The sequence below is a fragment of the Maritimibacter sp. genome (assembly GCF_016774595.1).
Lineage (GTDB): Bacteria > Pseudomonadota > Alphaproteobacteria > Rhodobacterales > Rhodobacteraceae > Maritimibacter > Maritimibacter alkaliphilus.
Genome location: NZ_JACBWT010000002.1, coordinates 503,372 through 519,995, shown reverse-complemented (window position 1 = coordinate 519,995; position 16,624 = coordinate 503,372). Strand labels below are relative to the sequence as shown.

Here is a 16,624-nt window from a genome sequence, read left to right as displayed (position 1 = left end):
GTTATTTCCCTGTGAATTCAATGGCGCCTTCGGGGAGCAGGTAGAGCACGTAGGCATCCCCACCCGTCACCGTCGGGTGATGATCGGACCCCGGCGGGTAGACATACCAACCGGGTTCGAAATCATCGAACTTCGGCGCCCCTTCAAGCGGCATGACCGCCCCGATTTCGCCCGTGGTGTGGACGTGATGCGGGCCTTTGACGTCCTTCATGCGCACCACGTCGACCGAAAAGCTGCCGGCGGCCCCGCCGGGCTTGATCGGTCGCCCGAACTTGATCCCGCCTGCCTCGCGCTGGACCAGCCAGCCCTCGGCCTCGCCTTGCGCGCAAAGCTCGCCCAAGCGTTTGAATTCGGGGCTGTCTTTCGGATACTCGCGGTTCAGAAACGCGGCCATGTCGTCATCGAGCGGCACACCTTCGAGCCGCGCCGCGATGCCACCGATCAGCATGGAAAACTCTTCTGCGGACATCGATTCCTCCTGTCGCTGCGCCGTGAGTCGTTTGTGCAGTATTTTGCACAATTGCCCGCGCAGTTCAACAGGTTTGGCGACGAGGTGCACTTTACTGCATAGCACAGGGCACGCAGGTCTGGGCCGCGGATTGCGTCAGGCCGCCGTCATTTCCGCAAGGTCGGCTTCGGTCCGGGCCGACTGCCGCGCGACGAGTGCCGCGACGCGGCGGATGCGCTCCGGGTCCGGGTGATGATCGGCCTTGGCCACCATCTGCGCCCAGAGCGCCTGTTCCAGAACTCGCGCGGTCAGGCGGATGAACGGCGTCGCGATCTGACCCGGATCGACGCCGGTTTCCAGATGCGCGCGCGCCGCTTCCCATGCCGCCACGGCCCGGTCGAGCGCCGGGCCGCCGTCGATCCCTTTCAGGTAGTCCACGAAAGCATTCATCGCCGCGCCGTTCTCCAGCCGCAGGAGGCGCGCGGCGACGCCCATCGCGTGAATGCCCGAAGCGCCCTCGTAGATCGCGGCGATGCGCAGGTCGCGGTAGGTCTGTTCGATGCGGTATTCCTGAAGATAACCGTAGCCGCCCAGCACCTGCATCCCCGTCTCGGCGGCGCGCAACCCTTGCTCGGACGCATACCACTTGATGACATGGGTCAGGAGCTCGAGGAGCCACGGGTTGTCGCCCGATTCCAGCGTCACCAGCGCCAGATGCGTCATCGCGCGCGCGCCCATCGCGATCGCGTCGATCTCGTCCAGCATCCGGCGCACGTCGCCATGCTTGTCGATGGTCACGGGACCATCCGGCCCCCGGCCCTGCACGCGCTCGGCGGCATAGCTCGACGCGATGTCATAGGCGCGGGCGGAATGCGCCACGCCCTGCAAGGCCACGTCCACGCGCGCGTGGTTCATGATCTCGAACATCGCGCGCAGCCCCTGCCCTTCGGCCCCGATGAGCTCCGCCTCGGCCCCGTCGAAGGCAAGCTGACAGGTGGGTTGCAGGTGCAGACCCATCTTTTCCTCGATCCGGGTGACGTTGACCGCATTGCGGCTGCCGTCGGCGCGATCCGACAGGCAGGCGAACAGCGACAGGCCCTTCACCCCGCTGTCCATCTCGCCGGTGCGGGCGAGGACCATGTGCAGCACGCCCCTGGACATGTCCTGATCGCCACCCGAGATGAAAATCTTTTCGCCGGTGATCCGCCAGACATCGCCATCCTGCACCGCGCGGGTGCGGATGCGGCCAAGGTCCGACCCCGCGCCGGGTTCGGTCAGGGCCATCGTGCCGAGATAATCGCCGGAGGCGAGCAGCGGCAGGTACCTGGCCTTCTGCGCGTCGGTGCCGAAATTCTGGAAGACCCGGTTGTGCCCCACGGCCAGCGAGACGAGCATCTGGAACGCGTGGTTCGCGCCCATCAGGATCTCGTGGATCACGCCGCCGGTCACGCCGTCGACCCCCATGCCGCCATGTTCCTCGGGCAGCATGAGACCGGGCCAGCCGCCCTCGACATACTGCGTGAACATCGCCTTCACCGCGTCCGGCAGAACGACCCGGCCATCGACCAGCTTCGCCCCGATCTTGTCCCCGATCTCATCGGTCGGCGCGATCACCTCTTCCGCGAACGAGGCGAAGTGCTGCGCGATTTCGCGCGACATTTCGGGGTCGTAGTCCGCGACCCGGTCGGCCCCAACCACGTGGTTCAGGATGAAGAAAATGTCGTCGAGCGGGGCGGCGAAGGGTTTCATGGCAAACCTCAGATGGTGATGGTTGCAGGGTCGGCGTCGTCGTAGAGCCGTTTGAGAAGCGCGTCCCGGCGGTCCAGAACCTTGCGGTAGTTGAGGTTGCCCTTGGCCGTCATCTCGCCTTCGCCCATGTTGGGCGGCTCTTCCAGAACGATAGCGCGACCCACGCGTGAGGATGAGCCGGACACTTCGCCCGCACGCACCGCCAAACGGCGGCGGATGTCAGATTGCAGCGCCGCGTTGATGAGCGCGCCGTTGTCGGAATCGAACGAATAGCCTTCCTTTTCCAACTCCGCGACGTTCAGGAAGATCATGATTCCGATCTCGTTCTTGTCCGCGCCCGTGATGACGATGTCCTGCGCGAGCGGCCCGATACAGGCGAGCATGTCGAGCCGAAGCTGGCCCGCGCGCACCCATGTGCCGGTGAGGAGCTTGAAGTCCTCCGAGATGCGCCCGTCGAATTGCAGGCCCAGATCGTAGTGATCGGGGTTCACGAATTTCATCGCGTCGCCGGTGAGGAAGAAGCCCTCGTCGTCGAAGGCCTCGGCGGTCTTTTCCGGGTTGTCGAGATAGCCGGTGAAGATCGACGGGCCTTTCACCCGAACCTCGCAGCGCATGTCGTCGTCGGGGATCAGCTTCACCTCCACCCCCGGCAGCGGCACGCCGACGATGCCGGAGCGGTCGGTGGGTTCGTGTTGCAGGAGCGCGGCGGGCGCGGTTTCGGTCAGGCCCCAGGACGAGTTCATCAGCGGCAGGTCACCGCGCACCTCATGCGCCGCGTCCTCGATCCCCTTCCAGACGTCCTGCGGCAGCGAGGCCCCGGCGTAGAAGATCATGTCGAGTTCGGCGAAGTAGCTTTGCTTGAGCGCCTCGTCGGTCTTCATCGCCTTGACCAGCCCCGCGAAGCCCACGGGCACGTTGAAGCTGATTGTGGGCGAGACGAGTTTCAGGTTTTCGACGGTGCGCGAGATCAACGCGGGAGTCGGCTTGCCGTCGTCGACATAAAGCGTGCCGCCGTTGGCAAGGATCATGTTGAAGTTGTGCGAGCCGCCGAAGACGTGGTTCCACGGCAGCCAGTCGACCAGAACTGGGGGCCGCGTGGCGAGAAACGGCAGCGCGGCGGCGAGTTGCGCCTGATTGGTGGTCATCATCCGGTTGGTCGTCGGCACACCCTTGGGGGCCGAGGTGGAGCCGGAGGTGAGGAGGATCTTGCCCACCGTATCCGGGCCAGTCGCGGCGAAAGCGGCATCCACATCGACGCTCGAGTCGCCTTTGACGAGGTCCGCGAAGGGCGTGACCTTGGTGTTCTGGCCGGGGTTCGAAGCGACCACTTCGATGTCGTCGAAGATGTCGAGCGCCAGTGCCTCGCCATACTGGTCGGCATCCACCGTGTAGGCCATGCGCGGCTTGGTCATTTCGACCGCGTGGCGCAGACGACCGTGAGCGCCGTGGATCAGCGCATATTGTTCGGCCACCGGCACGATCGGCACGCCGACATACTGCCCCGCGAGCGCGAGAAGGCCGTGGTCGACGCCGTTGCCGGAGATCACGATCACCGGCGTGTCCGCGTTCATCCCGCGCGCAAGCAGGCTGGCGGCGATGCCACGGACCTGTTCCAGCGCCTCTGCATAGCTCACCTCACGCCAGCCCGCGCCGTAGCGTTCGGCAAGGAAGGTGCGGTCGGGCGCGGCGTCGGCCCAATGGTGGAGCCAGTCGCCGGTGCGGTCCACGACGGGGCCGAGCGGGTCGGCGGCGCGGTAGATCATCGTGCCATCGGGGCGTGTTTCGACGGTTGTGGAATGCGGTTTGTACTTAGACATGGGTCAGCTCCTCCCTGTCCCGGTGGCTTCGATCTTGGCCAGCGCGCCGAGCAGTTGCGCGCGGTCGTCGCCGGTCAGCCCGGCATAAAGACTGGTTTCGTGGGCATGGACCGCCTCGGTCGCCTGTGCGAGCAGCCGGGCCCCCGCCGTCGTCAGGCGCAGCGCATAGGTGCGGCGGTCGGACGGCACGCGTTCGCGCGAGATCAGACCGCGCCGAGTGAGTTCGTCGGTCACGGCGACGAGGTTCGGGCGCTCGACCGACAGGGCAGCGGCGAGTTGCGCCTGACTGAGGCCCGGATTGTCCCCGATGACGACCAGCGCGGAAAACGTGATCATCCGCAGACCCAACGGGTCGAGCGTGGCGCCAAGGTCGGCGTGAATCACGTTCCACGCGCGGCGCAGGTTGAAGCCAAGGAACGGGCGCAGGGCCGCATCCGTCACCTTCTTGGCCGTGTCGGTCTCCTCCCCTCCCGACATGGCGCTACCTGAAACTCGGGTCGCGTTTCTGAAGGAAGGCCTGCAACCCCTCGATCGCATGTGGGCTGGTCTGGGTCAGGGCCGCGCAGAGGCTTTCGGTGAAGAGACCGTCGGCTTTGGACATATCCTCGATCCGCGACAGCGCCTGAATCATCACGTAGTTCGACAGGGGCGCATTGTCGGCGATGTTGCGGGCGAGCTTCTGGGCGAGTTCCAGCGCCTCGCCTTCGCCGACCGCGTAGTGGGTGAGGCCAAGCGACAGCCCCTCTTCCGCGCCGTATTTGCGGCCCGTCAGCATCATCTCGATCATCCGGTCGGCCCCGAGGATGCGCCCCACGCGCACGCTCGCCCCGCCGCCGACGAAGATGCCCCGCCGTCCCTCGGGAAGCTGGAAGATGGTGGAAGGCTCGGCGATACGCACATGGGTAGAGGTGGCAAGCTCCAGTCCGCCGCCGATCACCGCGCCGAACATGGCGGAAATCACCGGCAGCCCGCCATACTGGATCTTGTCCATGATCGCGTGCCACCCGCGCGAGTGGCGCATCGTGCCCTCGGCGTCGCGCTGTTCGTGCTCGGCAAGATCGAGACCCGAGCAGAAGTGCCCCTCGGTCCCGGTCAGAACCACCGCCTTCACCCCGGCGGGCGGGTTGGAAAAGAACGCGTCGAGCGCGTTCAGAAGCTGGTCGGACATAGCGTTGCGCTTGCCGGCCCGGTTCATGGTGAGCGTGGCGATGCCGTCGTCGGACACATCCACCAGAAGAATGTCGTCAGCCATGAATACCTCCCTGGTATAATCGTTATGACTTGTATCTATCTTCGCGAGACGGCGCAATGTGCTTGCGCCGTCCGTTTTCGTTTCAGGTGATCAGGAACAGGGTGATCGCCGGAAAGGCGACCAGCAGGGCCACGCGGATCAGATCCGATGTGATGAAGAACATCACGGCCTTGTAGGTCTCGACGATCGGGGTCTGCTTGTCCATCGCGTTGATGATGAACAGGATCATCCCCACCGGCGGGGTGATGAGACCGGTTTCCACGACGATCAGGACGAGGATGCCGAACCAGATCGCGGTGTATTCCATCCCCAGCGCATTGGCGCGCATTTCGGTCAGGCGGACGCCCAGTTCACCCGAAAGCTGTCGTGGCACTTCCTGCCCCGCCGCCATCAGCGCGTTGATCTGGTCCATCACATCCTGCGCGACCCCCTGCGCGGCCCCGGACGCGATCGCGTCACGGATCATGTCGTGCTGCATCGACACGAAGTCGACCATGCCGAAATCCAGCACCGAGATGATCGGGTAGAAGATCGGAATGGTGAGCAGGATCATGGACAGCGAGTCCATGAGACAGCCCAGAAGCAGGTAAAAGACGAGGATGATCAAGAGCACCGTGTAAGGCGAATACCCCTGTTCGGCGACCCAGCTCGCCGCCGTCTGCGGCACCTGGCTCACGGCGAGGAAGCCGTTGTAGAAGGCCGCGCCGAGCACGATGAAGAAGATCATCGCGGTCGAGCGTGCGGTCGCCGTGAACGAACCGAGCAGCGATTTCCACGTCAAGCCGCCGTTGAAGAGCGCGATGATCCCGGTGCCGAGCGCACCGACCGCCGCGCCTTCGGTGGGCGTGAACAGCCCGCCGTAGATGCCTCCGACCACGAGGCCGAAGACCAGCAGAACCGGCCAGACGTTGAACACGGCCCGAAACCGCTCGGCCATCGGAACCGGAGGACGGGTGCCCGCCGATTTCGGGAACAGGCGGACATAGATCGAGATGACGATGATATAGCCGATTGCCGCGAGGATGCCGGGCACGATGGCGGCGGCAAAGAGCTTGGCGATGTTTTGCTCGGCGAGGATGGCATAGATCACCAGCACCACCGACGGCGGGATCAGGATACCGAGCGTGCCGCCCGCCGCCAGCGTGGCGGTCGAGAAGCCGCCGGAATAGCCGTAACGGCGCAGTTCAGGCAGGGCGACGCGCCCCATCGTGGCAGCGGTCGCAAGAGACGAGCCACAGATCGCGCCGAACCCCGCACAGGCCCCGATGGCGGCCATGGCGACCCCGCCGCGCCGGTGGCCCAGCCAGCTTTCGGCGGCTTTGAACAGCGATTGGCTCATCCCGCCAAGGGTCGCGAAGTGACCCATCAAGAGGAACATCGGCACGATGGACAGCGAGTAGGACGAGAAGGTCGTATAGGTCTCGGTCTTCAGGCGGGCGAGCGCGATGTGCCAGCCGTCGTTGATGATCCCCAGCCCCACGAACCCCGCAAGGAACATGGCAAGCCCGATGGGCACGCGCAGGAAGATAAGCAGGAGGAGCGCCGGGAAGGACCAGAGCCCGATCTCGATATTGGTCATATTTCGCCCCCCTCGACGGCGATGGTCTTGCCCGTCACGGCCTCGGTCACGCGCACGAAGGCGTGCCAGACACCGACGACCGCGCCGACGATGGCCGCGACCATTGAGACGGCGTAGCCCCACCAGACGGGAAATTGCAGGAGCAGCGTGGTCTGCCCCGAATTGAGTTTGCTCATCATGCCGCCCCAAAGCTGGGTCGCGATGATGATGAGAACGACGGCGAAGACGACGTCGATCACCGCCAGAAGCCAGCGATGCGCGGTCTCGCCCAGCGTATTGGTGAAGATGTCGACGGTCGCGTGTGCGCCGGTCATATGCGCGTAGGGCAGAAAGGCGAAGATGCAGAAGGCCATTCCGGCCTCGACGATCTCATAGTCGCCGGTCACGGCCCCAAGGCCGGTTTCGCGGCCGAGGATCGAAACGACGACAAGGATGACGAGAATGCTCAGGACAGCGCCGCCCGCGATCGCAAGTGCTTTCGACAGGCCGAGGAAAAAGCGGTTCATGGGATCCCCTGTTTCAGGTCCGGGTCAGACGAAAACGCGCGGCGGGTCGCCCCGCCGCGCGCATGATGGCTTATTTCGCGCCGTAGGTGTCGATGTTGGCCATGTCGGCGCCGCACTGCTCCATGAGCATCTTGGCTTCGTCGATCAGGGCCTGACCGTTTTCCATACCCGCGATCCATTCGTCGTAGATCGGGTTCACGATCTCATCCCAGGCTTTCGCATCTTCTTCCGAAACGGTGATGATGTTGTTGCCCAGGTCGACGGCGACCTGACGGGCCGGGCCATCGGCGTCGGCTTGGGTGCCACCGGCGAAGACCGAGAAGGCGAGGCCGGAGTTGGCGTCGATCACAGCCTTGTTCTCGTCCGACAGACCTTCGTAGACGCCCTTGTTCATGGCGAGGACGAAGGTGAGGTTGTAAAGCGCCGGGCCTTCGAATTCGGTGTGGTTGGTCACCAGTTCCGGCACCTTGAGCGCGTAGGTCACTTCCCACGGGATCGTGGTTCCGTCGATCACGCCTTTGGACAGGGCTTCGGACACGGCCGGAACGGGCATCCCGATCGGCTCGGCGCCGACGCGCGTCAGCAGGTCGTTCACGAGGCGCGAACCGCCCCGGATCTTCATGCCTTCAAGGTCGGAGGGCACTTCGACCGGCTCGTTGGTGTGGAACATGCCGGGGCCGTGGACCCAGGTGCCGACGATGTGCAGATCCTTGAACTCGCCGTCCTTCATGTGCGTGTCGAACATTTTCGAGTAGGCACAGGACGCTTCACGGGCATCCGACACCATGAAGGGCAGTTCGAAAACTTCGGTGGTCGGATAGCGGCCGGGGGTGTAACCCACGACGGTCCAGACGACGTCGGCGATGCCGTCGATGGCCTGGTCCATCAGTTCCGGCGGGGTGCCGCCCAGCGCCATGGAGGCATAACGCTCGACCTTGATGCGGCCTTCCGAATCCTTCTCGACATTGTCGGCCCAGACATCCAGCACGTCCTTCGGGACGTTGGCTTGCGCGGGCAGGAACTGGTGCAGCTTGAGCGTGACTTCCTGGGCGAACGCACCCCCGGTGGACAGGGCCGTCAGTGCGGCACCGGCGGCGAGCGACGTAAGCAGTTTGCGAGTGGTCATTGATTCTCCTCCCTTGACCGGATGTGGCATTATAATGCCACTATCGCGTGTTGAATGCCATATATTGCTACAGATTTCCACCTGAATCTCGTTCAGGGCTTGTGAAAAAAGGAGCAGGCTTTGGCGTTCAGTTAAAAGGTTATAACTTATAACAATTTGCATCAATACCTATTTCGGATCGATCCGAGGGCATTCATTGCATTTGCAGCGATAGGGGCATTTTTGTCGGGGGGGTTCAACCACTTTTTCCGACTCACCGGTTGGTGAATCAACGCGCGGCATTCGCTCGCCCCCTGTCGCCGGATCGACAACAATGCACGGCCCGGCCCGCAATTGGCATGGCAAAACGCCGCGAAACCCTTATCATACAAGCGTTTCGTTGACTTTTTGCCCGTTTGTGGGACAGTCCCGCGCGGGGGCGCAGATGCAAGGGGTGCAGCTGCCATGTTCGATCCTAACCCGGTCTCGCACCGGGCAGCCCTCGTCCACGTCCGCGTGACCCGTCGACGCTCGGCCCATCTGCCCTGTCATGGCGTGGCGACCACGAGAAAGGTCTGATCGGATGCAGGTGGACATCATTCGACCGGATGAGCTCGATGCCGATATGGTCGCCGTCTGGCGAGGCTTTCAGGCCGCGGACCGGGATCTACAAAGCCCGTTCTTCACGCCGGATTTCTGCCGGATCACCGGCACTGTGCGCCCCAAGGACACGCGCGTCGCGGTGCTGCACGATCAGGGTGCGATTCAGGGCTTCTTCGCCTTCCACAAACAGCGGTTCGGGCGGCTCGCGCCGCTGGCGGGCCAGATCTCGGATTATCATGGGGTCGTCGCGGCGCCCGGAACGCGCCCGGACATGGGCATGGTCCTGAAGGCGGCGGGGGCCAAGGCCTATGACTTCAACCACGCGCCTCGCTCCCAAAGCGCCTTCGCGGACCATGCCTTCCGCGAAACGACATCGCCCTATATCGACCTGTCAGGGGGCTTCGATGCTTGGGCCGACGCGCGCAGATCGAACAATCGGTCGTTCCGCGACCTCGGACGGCGCAGCCGCAAGCTGGAACGCGATCATGGCGCGATCACCTTCGTCGCCAACGACAGGTCCGACCTGGCATGGCAAAGCTTCCTCGACTGGAAGCGCGCGTCGCTCGCCGCGATGGGCGTCAAACTCATCCTCGACGTGGGATGGGCGCGCGACGTGGCCGAGGCGATCCGGGCCACCGACACGCCGGAATTCGCGGGTCAGACATCGGCGCTTTATGCGGGCGAGACCTGTGTCGCGGTGCATTTTGGGATGCGCAGCACGCAAACGCTGCACTGGTGGTTCCCGTCCTATGACGAGGAATACCGCAAGACCTCGCCCGGATTGATCCTGATCCTCGAAACGCTCAAGCAGATGGAAGCCGAAGGGCGGCGGGAACTGGATTTCGGTCGCGGCGACCAGCGATACAAGACCGATTTCATGACGCACGAACGGGCGCTGGTCGAGGGGTCGATGGAGCGACCCGTCAGCCTGATCGGCGCGCCACGACGCCTGCGAAAGCAGCTTCAGGTCATGGCGGACCGCCTGCCCTCGCCCAAGGTGCCTGAATTCACGCGGCGTGCAGGTGACCGGATACTTGCGGCGGGGCGGATCTTCTAGCGCCCGGACCGGGGCGCGTCGCGCGACGACCGCACGCAAGCCTAGGCAATCGCATCGAAACGCGGCCATATTCCTGCCAGCATTGGTTTCTAATTAGAGACTGGGCAGAAACGAAGACCGCGAAATGAGTGCATTGAAACTCTGCGTGATCCTGAAAGCAGGCGTCGCCGGACCCGGCGAACGCCGGTTTCTGCGTGCCGTGGGCGAGGATGCGCGGTTCGATCTGGCCGTGGTCACCGCCTGCCCCGCCCCCGAACCCAGCCTTCCCGCGATCTGGCGCGGTTGGATCGCTGCCGAGACGCGGCTGTTCCCTGCGCCCGACGACCTGCCGCCGGACGTGCCGCCGCTTCGCAATTTCGCGCCCGACCTTGCCGAGGGCTGCGATGTCGTCGTTGATTTCTCGATGTCACGGGCGGCGGAAAACTGCGCCCCGGCCGCTCGGTTCGGTCTGTGGCGGCTATCGACCTATGACGAGGCGAGCGGCCTGACCGAGGCGCGCCTGCGCAGCCCGGTGACCGAGGTCGCGCTGACCTGCCGGACGGAGGAGGGCGAGGCGACGATCGCGACCGCCCGCTTCGACACCAAGTTCATGGCCTCGCGCAATGCGGCCTTCGCCCGCGAAAAATCCGTGCTGCTCCTGCTGCGGGAATTGGTGCGGCTGACGCGGGACGGCGCATTGCCGGTGCCGGTTCCGGCCCCGGCCACCCTGCCCGCGCCGCGCGGTGTGGACCTTGCAGACTACGCCTGCGCCTTGACGTGGGAGCTTGCCATGCGCGTGGTGCGCCGGATCGAGGCCAAACGCGGCAAGCGCCCCGGCATGTTCTTTCTGCGCCTGTCACACGGGCCGCTGGCGGGGATCGATCCGACCTCGGGCGTCGATCTGATGCCGCCGGGAAACACCTATTGGGCTGACCCGTTCTTGTTGGAGCACGATGGCGTCACCTATCTGTTCTACGAGGATTTCGACTACGCCACCCACCACGGGCACCTGTCGGTCGGGCGGCTCGACGGAATGCGGATGGACCCCATCGGTCCGGTCATGCAGATGCCGCATCACCTGTCGTTTCCCTACGTCTTTCGCTGGAACGGCGAAGTCTGGATGATCCCGGAAACGCATCAGGCGAAACGGATCGAACTATGGCGCGCGACCGATTTTCCGCTGGGGTGGGAGCGTGCGGCGGTCGGTTTCGAGGGTGTCGAGGCGTCGGACACGGTCGTATTCGAGCACGCGGGCCAATGGTGGCTGGCCACGAACATCGCCAACGACAGTTTCGGCGATTTCGGAAGCGAACTGCACCTGTTCGCCATCGACGATCCGATGATGACGAACCCGCAGCCCCATCCGCTCAATCCGGTGGTGCTCGATGCGACGACCGCACGCAACGGGGGACGCATCTTCGCCGAGAACGGGCGGCTTTATCGTGCCAGTCAGGACAATTCCAACGGCGTTTACGGATATGGGCTGAACCTGATGGAGATCACCGAACTGTCGATGACGGGCTATAGTGAGCGTCGGGTGCGCCATATCACGCCCGATGCCATGCCGGGGATCATGGGTATGCATCACATGGATGCCGGCGGGGGCTATACGGTGATGGACCTGCGCCGTTCGTTCACCGGGCAACACACCTCAGGGCGTGGGAAGGACCAGCACGCGACGGCGCATGAAGATGGCCATGAGGATGAGCCAGGCGACCGAGATCTTTACCAGCGTCAGGCCCAGTCCAACTTCTGACCCGACCGAGCCCCACAGGCTGCTCGACCAATGCACCGCCACATAGGTGAGCGCCGCGAGCGCCGCCCCCGGCAGGAACGTCATCACCATGTCGCGCAGCGGAATTTCCAGCGCCTTTGCGGTGGCCGCGAGCGATGCCGCGCCGACCACGACGCTGGCCGCGAGATGGCAGTAGGCCGCGGCTTCCGGCCCGAAACGCCCGAACGCCAGAAGGGTCACGATCAGCGTGACGGCCCCCGCGCTGCGGATCTTCAGCTGTCGGCCCGCGTTTCCGGTGGTCAGCATCGTCGGCTCGAGCAGGTTGGCGAAAAACTCGATCGACTTCGAAACCGCGAGGATCGAGACGATGGAGGCCGCGGGCAGCCACGTGTCATCGAGGATCGTCACCACCAGAAGCGGGGCCAGCAACGCGACGGCCATAGACATCGGCCACATGAGCGCGGCGGCGAGCGACATATTCTCGATCCAGGCACGGCGCAGCGCCGGAATGCCCGCACCTTCTTTCTCGATCCGGGTGAACTTGGACCACGACAGCAGGCCAAGGGGTTGCATGACGAGGTCGGCGGCGGTCATCGCGATGCGAGCCCCGCCCCGGTACGCCCCGACGACGGCGGGCGATGCCAGCGCGCCGAGGATCAGGTCGGCCCCGTAATTCGACAGAAGCGCGACGCTGGTGGTCCCCCAGAGCGGCCCGGCGGTCTCGCGCGAGGCCCTGAGCGCGTCGAGGCGGAATTCGAACCGGGGAAGCCGGCGCACGAGCAGGCCGGTCTGCAAAAGACCGAACGCCACGGCTACCACGCGCGAGGTGACGAGCGCGAAGACCCCCCACCCCATCGACAACAGAACGATCACGGTGAGCAGCGCGAAGCTTTCGTAGATCAGGACATACAGGCTTGCGGCCCGGACACGCGCGGCGCGCACCAACTGCGCCTCCCACCACGCCGCAGGGACGTTGACGAAGGGCAAGGGGGCGAGCGTCAGGATCACCCGGCCCTCGGTCGTGGCGAGTCCGCCCATCGTCAGACCGATCCCGGTGATGACGATGGAGCCCAGCGCGCCGACGCCCAGCATGGCCCAGAAGAGCGTGTGGCGGTCGCGCTCGATATCCTGCGAACGCAGGAGGGCCTGATAGAACCCGGTGAAGACAAAGGTGGTCGCGATGACCGTCAGCGCCCAACCAAAGGCGTAGGTGCCGAACCCGTCGAGGTCGATGAACTTCGACGCGATAGCGACGGTCGCAAAAGCAATGGCCTGCCCGATGACGCGCGACGCGACGCCGACGACATAGGGGGCCGCAAGGCGCTTCAGCATCGCCGGACCCCGCGCCGTCCGCCCGAAACCGTGGGCCGACTATTCCGGGGCGTTTCAGGCACCATCAACCTTGACCGCATCCACCGGCATCCCGTTTTCACGCAGGACGCTGGCGATGCCGCGCCGGAAATTGGCCTCGTCGAACTGTTGGGCATGGGCGGCGAGCGCATGGGGGTCGAGGTCTTCGAGACCCTCCCGCTCGAACGCTTCGACGGCGGCGATCAGACCGTCCACGTCTGGGTCGGCATAGAGCAGCCCGGTCTGGCGGTCGACGACCGTGTCCAGCGCGCCGCCGCGCCCATAGGCGATCACCGGGCGGCCCGAAGCCATCGCCTCGACCGGGACGAGTCCGAAGTCCTCTTCGCCCGGAAAGACCAGCGCCTTGCAGGCCGCGAGATAGGCTTTCATCTTGGGAAACGGCAATTTGCCGAGGAACCGAATATTGTCGTTCGCGTTGCGCGACAGCGCCTTGGCGGTCTTGTCCGGCCCGCCGATGATGAACAAGGGCTTGTTCAGCTTGTTGAACGCCTCGATCGCCACATCGGGCCGCTTGTAGGACGCCAGCTCGCCCAGCCACAGGTAAAAGCCGCCGCGATCCTTTGCCTCGACCGGATCGAAGTCTTCGACCGCGACGGGCGGATGCACCACGCGGGCGTCGCGCCGCCAGTATTTGTTGATCCGCGCCTCGACATGGGTGGAGTTCGCGACGAAGCAATCCACGCGCGCGGCACTGGTCACATCCCATTGGCGCAGGTTGTGGATCAGGCGCGGCATCACCGCCCGCTTCACCGCCCCCGCGTCGCGGCGATAGACGTGATACTGATCCCACAGATAGCGCATGGGCGAGTGCGTATAGCACAGGTGCAGCGCATCAGGCGCCGGGATCACGCCCTTGGCCGGGCCGCTTTCGCTGGACAGCACGAGGTCATAGCCCGACAGGTCCAGTTCCTCGAGCGCGCGGGGCATGAGCGGCAGGTAGTTCTGGTAAAGCCGGGTCGCGAAGGGTTTGCGGCCCACCGAGGTCAGGTGGACCGTCTTGGAATTGATAAGGTCCGAGACCTTGGACGGGTCATAGGCGTGGGTGAAAATGTCGGCCTGCGGGAACATGCGCAGAAGCGACTCCAGCACTTTCTCGCCGCCGCGCATTCCGACCAGCCAGTAATGAATGATGGCGACGCGGGGTTCGTCGCCGGACAGGCCCAGACGGCGCACCCAGGGCTGGGTGGTCTTGCGTGTCGGATGGCCGGGGGTGGTGCGGTCAAGAATATGCTGCATACCCGTCTCCGTAAATTTTCTCGGCCGCCTTCGGATCGACCTGATTCAAAACGATTCCTGCCGGGGTCAGACCGACCTCGGCCAATGCGTCGATGCCTTCGCGCACGGCGGCGCGTTTGGTTTCGTCCCACCGCACGACATAAAGAATACTGTCGGCCACCGTGTTGAAGACCAGCCCGTCGGCCACGTTCAACAGCGGCGGGGTGTCGATGATGACCACGTCGAACACGCGCTTCAGTTCTTTCATCAGCGGGCGCAGCCAGTCCTCGGACAGATCGTCGGCGGCTTCGGGGCACGGGGTTACGGCAGCAAGGAAATGAATGCCGGTTTCTTCGTCCAGATGAATGGTTTCGGGCAGGTCGGCGGTTTCGAGGATGAAGTCCGCGAAATCGTAATCGACCTGCCAGCCGAAGGTTTCGGCCAGACGCGAGCGGCGCAGATCGCCGTCGACGACGATGACGGATTTACCGGCAAGCGCCGCCATCTGGGCCAGCGCCATGGCGGTCGTCGATTTCCCCTCGCCGGGTTGCGAGGAGGTGACGGACACCACCCGCGCGACGTCGCGGTCACGCATGTTCATCAGGGTGCGCAACTGGCGCACCTTTTCCCCAAAAAGCGTGTTGGAATTGATGCGCAGCCCCCGGATCACGTCCCGCGTGCCGTCCTGCGCCTGTAGCGGCAGGCTGGCGAGGACCGAGAGGCCCGTTTCGGCCTCGACTTCGCGCCGGGTGCGGAAGGTCGAGCGCGTCATTTCCAGAAACAGCGCGGCGACCAGCCCCGCGGTCAGGCCGAGGACCAGCCCGAAGGCCGCCATCAGCTTGGGCCGGGGCGCGGACGGCACGGCGGGGAAGGTCGCGCGTTCAATCACCCGGGCTTCGGGCCGTTGCAGGTTTTCCTGACCCGACGCGGCACCGAGCCGTGCCAGAAGCGCCTCGTAATTCTCGCGCGCGGCGGCGGCTTCGCGTTCCAGCTGGGTACGACCGATCGAATTGGCGGACATGCCCGCAAGACGATCTTCGAGCTGCTGGATGCCGTCGGCGAGGGATTGTTCGCGCAGGCGGGCCACTTCGACCTCGTTCCGACGCAACTCGATGATGCGCTCCGCCTCGGTCTGCATTTCGGCTTCGACGCCCGCGATCTCATTCGCGATGCGCACCCGCTGCGGATGGTCGGGGCCGAACGAGGCGCCCCATTGCGCGTCCTGCCGTTCAAGGGCCAGCTTATCCTGATTGAGCCGTTCCAGCAGGGGCGAGGTCACGGCTTTCGCCAGCGCGTCGAGCCCCTGATTTTCCAGAAGGTTCCTGAGCTGTTCATACTGCGCTTCGGCGGTCACGCGCTCCGAACGGGCGACGACCAGTTGGCTCGACAGGTTGCCAAGCTGCTGGGTCGAGGTTTCATAGGTGCCGCCTTCACGGGTCAGCGCATCCGAGCGGTATTCGGCCAGCGCGGCCTCGGCGGCCTCGACGGTGGCCCGCGCCTCGTTCACCTGTTCCTGAATCCATGCGGTCGCCTGCACGGCGCTGTCACGGCGGTTTTCAAGCTGGAGCGCGATATAGGTGTCGGCGATGCCGTTAGCGATCTGTTGCGCGATGCCGGGTTCGGCGGCGCTGAACTGGATTTCGAACACGTAGCTTTCGGATTCGCGCGACACGTTCAGATCCTGCCGGATCGCCCATGTCAGGTCGGCAAGGCGCGATGCCTCGTCACGATCCCCGCGCACCTCGCCCCAGTAAAGCGTTTCAAGCCGTTCGATCCCGACCTCGAGGATCAGGCGTTCGATCAGGATGTTCGATGTCATGACCGACACTTCGGACTGGATCACCGGGTCGGACAGGCTGAGGTTCGACACCACCTCGTCCGACGACATGATCCGCACTTCGCGCGCGTCCAGCATGACCTTGGAATAGGCGGTATAGGTCGACGGGATGAACTGCGTGACGACGAAAAGGAGCAGCGCGCAGCCGACGGCAAGACCGCCAATCAGCGGACCACGCGAAAAGATCGCGCGCAGCAGGCCACGGACATCGACACGGTCGATATCCTCGGACCGCTCGGAACTACGCCCGGAGCGGACGGCCTGCATGTCGAACGTGGTCACGCTTCACTCTCCTCGACCCCATAATTCGAAGACCATTCTGTCGGTTTTTGGGCGATGACGTGGTGTGCACCGGCTTTTCGCGCGGCATC

Annotated in this window: 13 protein-coding genes; 2 read left to right on the top strand and 11 right to left on the bottom strand. The window is 64.6% G+C overall.

Annotated features, from left to right (window positions below; all coding sequences use genetic code 11):
* Nucleotide 1: 1 nt before the first annotated feature.
* The 8 genes from HOY44_RS13790 to HOY44_RS13755 all read right to left on the bottom strand — a co-directional run bounded on the left by HOY44_RS13790 (nt 2) and on the right by HOY44_RS13755 (nt 8,477).
* Nucleotides 2-469, bottom strand: coding sequence for a 4-hydroxylaminobenzoate lyase (locus tag HOY44_RS13790; protein WP_287435367.1), 468 nt, complete (start codon nt 467-469; stop codon nt 2-4).
* A gap of 135 nt (nt 470-604) precedes the next feature.
* A complete protein-coding gene (locus HOY44_RS13785) occupies nt 605-2,197 on the bottom strand; it encodes an acyl-CoA dehydrogenase family protein (protein ID WP_287435365.1) in 1,593 nt (530 codons plus the stop codon).
* Between the two features lie 8 nt (nt 2,198-2,205).
* The gene (locus HOY44_RS13780) at nt 2,206-4,014 is read right to left on the bottom strand and encodes a feruloyl-CoA synthase (RefSeq protein ID WP_287435363.1); all 1,809 of its coding nucleotides are present in this window, start codon (nt 4,012-4,014) and stop codon (nt 2,206-2,208) included.
* Nucleotides 4,015-4,017: 3 nt separating this feature from the next.
* Nucleotides 4,018-4,491 carry a MarR family winged helix-turn-helix transcriptional regulator gene (locus tag HOY44_RS13775; RefSeq protein ID WP_138423659.1) on the bottom strand — a complete coding sequence of 158 codons (474 nt, stop codon included), beginning with the start codon at nt 4,489-4,491 and terminating at the stop codon, nt 4,018-4,020.
* A 4-nt stretch (nt 4,492-4,495) separates the two neighbouring features.
* Nucleotides 4,496-5,266: a crotonase/enoyl-CoA hydratase family protein gene (locus HOY44_RS13770; protein ID WP_008330763.1), complete on the bottom strand. Its 771-nt coding sequence runs from the start codon at nt 5,264-5,266 to the stop codon at nt 4,496-4,498.
* 82 nt (nt 5,267-5,348) lie between these two features.
* Nucleotides 5,349-6,845 carry a TRAP transporter large permease gene (locus HOY44_RS13765; protein WP_008330764.1) on the bottom strand — a complete coding sequence of 499 codons (1,497 nt, stop codon included), beginning with the start codon at nt 6,843-6,845 and terminating at the stop codon, nt 5,349-5,351.
* Nucleotides 6,842-7,351 carry a TRAP transporter small permease gene (locus HOY44_RS13760; RefSeq protein ID WP_287435359.1) on the bottom strand — a complete coding sequence of 170 codons (510 nt, stop codon included), beginning with the start codon at nt 7,349-7,351 and terminating at the stop codon, nt 6,842-6,844. The genes HOY44_RS13765 and HOY44_RS13760 overlap by 4 nt, the downstream gene beginning before the upstream one ends.
* Before the next feature lie 70 nt (nt 7,352-7,421).
* On the bottom strand, nt 7,422-8,477 hold the full coding sequence (locus HOY44_RS13755) for a TRAP transporter substrate-binding protein (RefSeq protein ID WP_008330766.1): 1,056 nt from the start codon (nt 8,475-8,477) through the stop codon (nt 7,422-7,424).
* 562 nt (nt 8,478-9,039) lie between these two features.
* Here HOY44_RS13755 and HOY44_RS13750 point away from each other — a divergent pair.
* Both HOY44_RS13750 and HOY44_RS13745 read left to right on the top strand, forming a co-directional pair.
* A complete protein-coding gene (locus HOY44_RS13750) occupies nt 9,040-10,116 on the top strand; it encodes a GNAT family N-acetyltransferase (RefSeq protein ID WP_287435357.1) in 1,077 nt (358 codons plus the stop codon).
* A gap of 124 nt (nt 10,117-10,240) precedes the next feature.
* Nucleotides 10,241-11,851 carry a glucosamine inositolphosphorylceramide transferase family protein gene (locus HOY44_RS13745; protein ID WP_287435355.1) on the top strand — a complete coding sequence of 537 codons (1,611 nt, stop codon included), beginning with the start codon at nt 10,241-10,243 and terminating at the stop codon, nt 11,849-11,851.
* Here HOY44_RS13745 and HOY44_RS13740 read toward each other — a convergent pair.
* Genes HOY44_RS13740 through HOY44_RS13730 form a run of 3 tightly spaced genes read right to left on the bottom strand, consistent with a single transcriptional unit; the run spans nt 11,747 to nt 16,535 of the window.
* Complete coding sequence (locus tag HOY44_RS13740) at nt 11,747-13,162, bottom strand: oligosaccharide flippase family protein (RefSeq protein WP_287435353.1); 1,416 nt, start codon at nt 13,160-13,162, stop codon at nt 11,747-11,749. The two genes, HOY44_RS13745 and HOY44_RS13740, sit on opposite strands and share 105 nt — an antisense overlap.
* Nucleotides 13,163-13,216: 54 nt before the next feature.
* On the bottom strand, nt 13,217-14,437 hold the full coding sequence (locus tag HOY44_RS13735) for a glycosyltransferase (protein ID WP_287435351.1): 1,221 nt from the start codon (nt 14,435-14,437) through the stop codon (nt 13,217-13,219).
* Nucleotides 14,421-16,535: a GumC family protein gene (locus tag HOY44_RS13730; protein WP_008330771.1), complete on the bottom strand. Its 2,115-nt coding sequence runs from the start codon at nt 16,533-16,535 to the stop codon at nt 14,421-14,423. Before HOY44_RS13730 ends, HOY44_RS13735 begins: the two co-directional genes overlap by 17 nt.
* Nucleotides 16,536-16,624 lie beyond the last annotated feature (89 nt).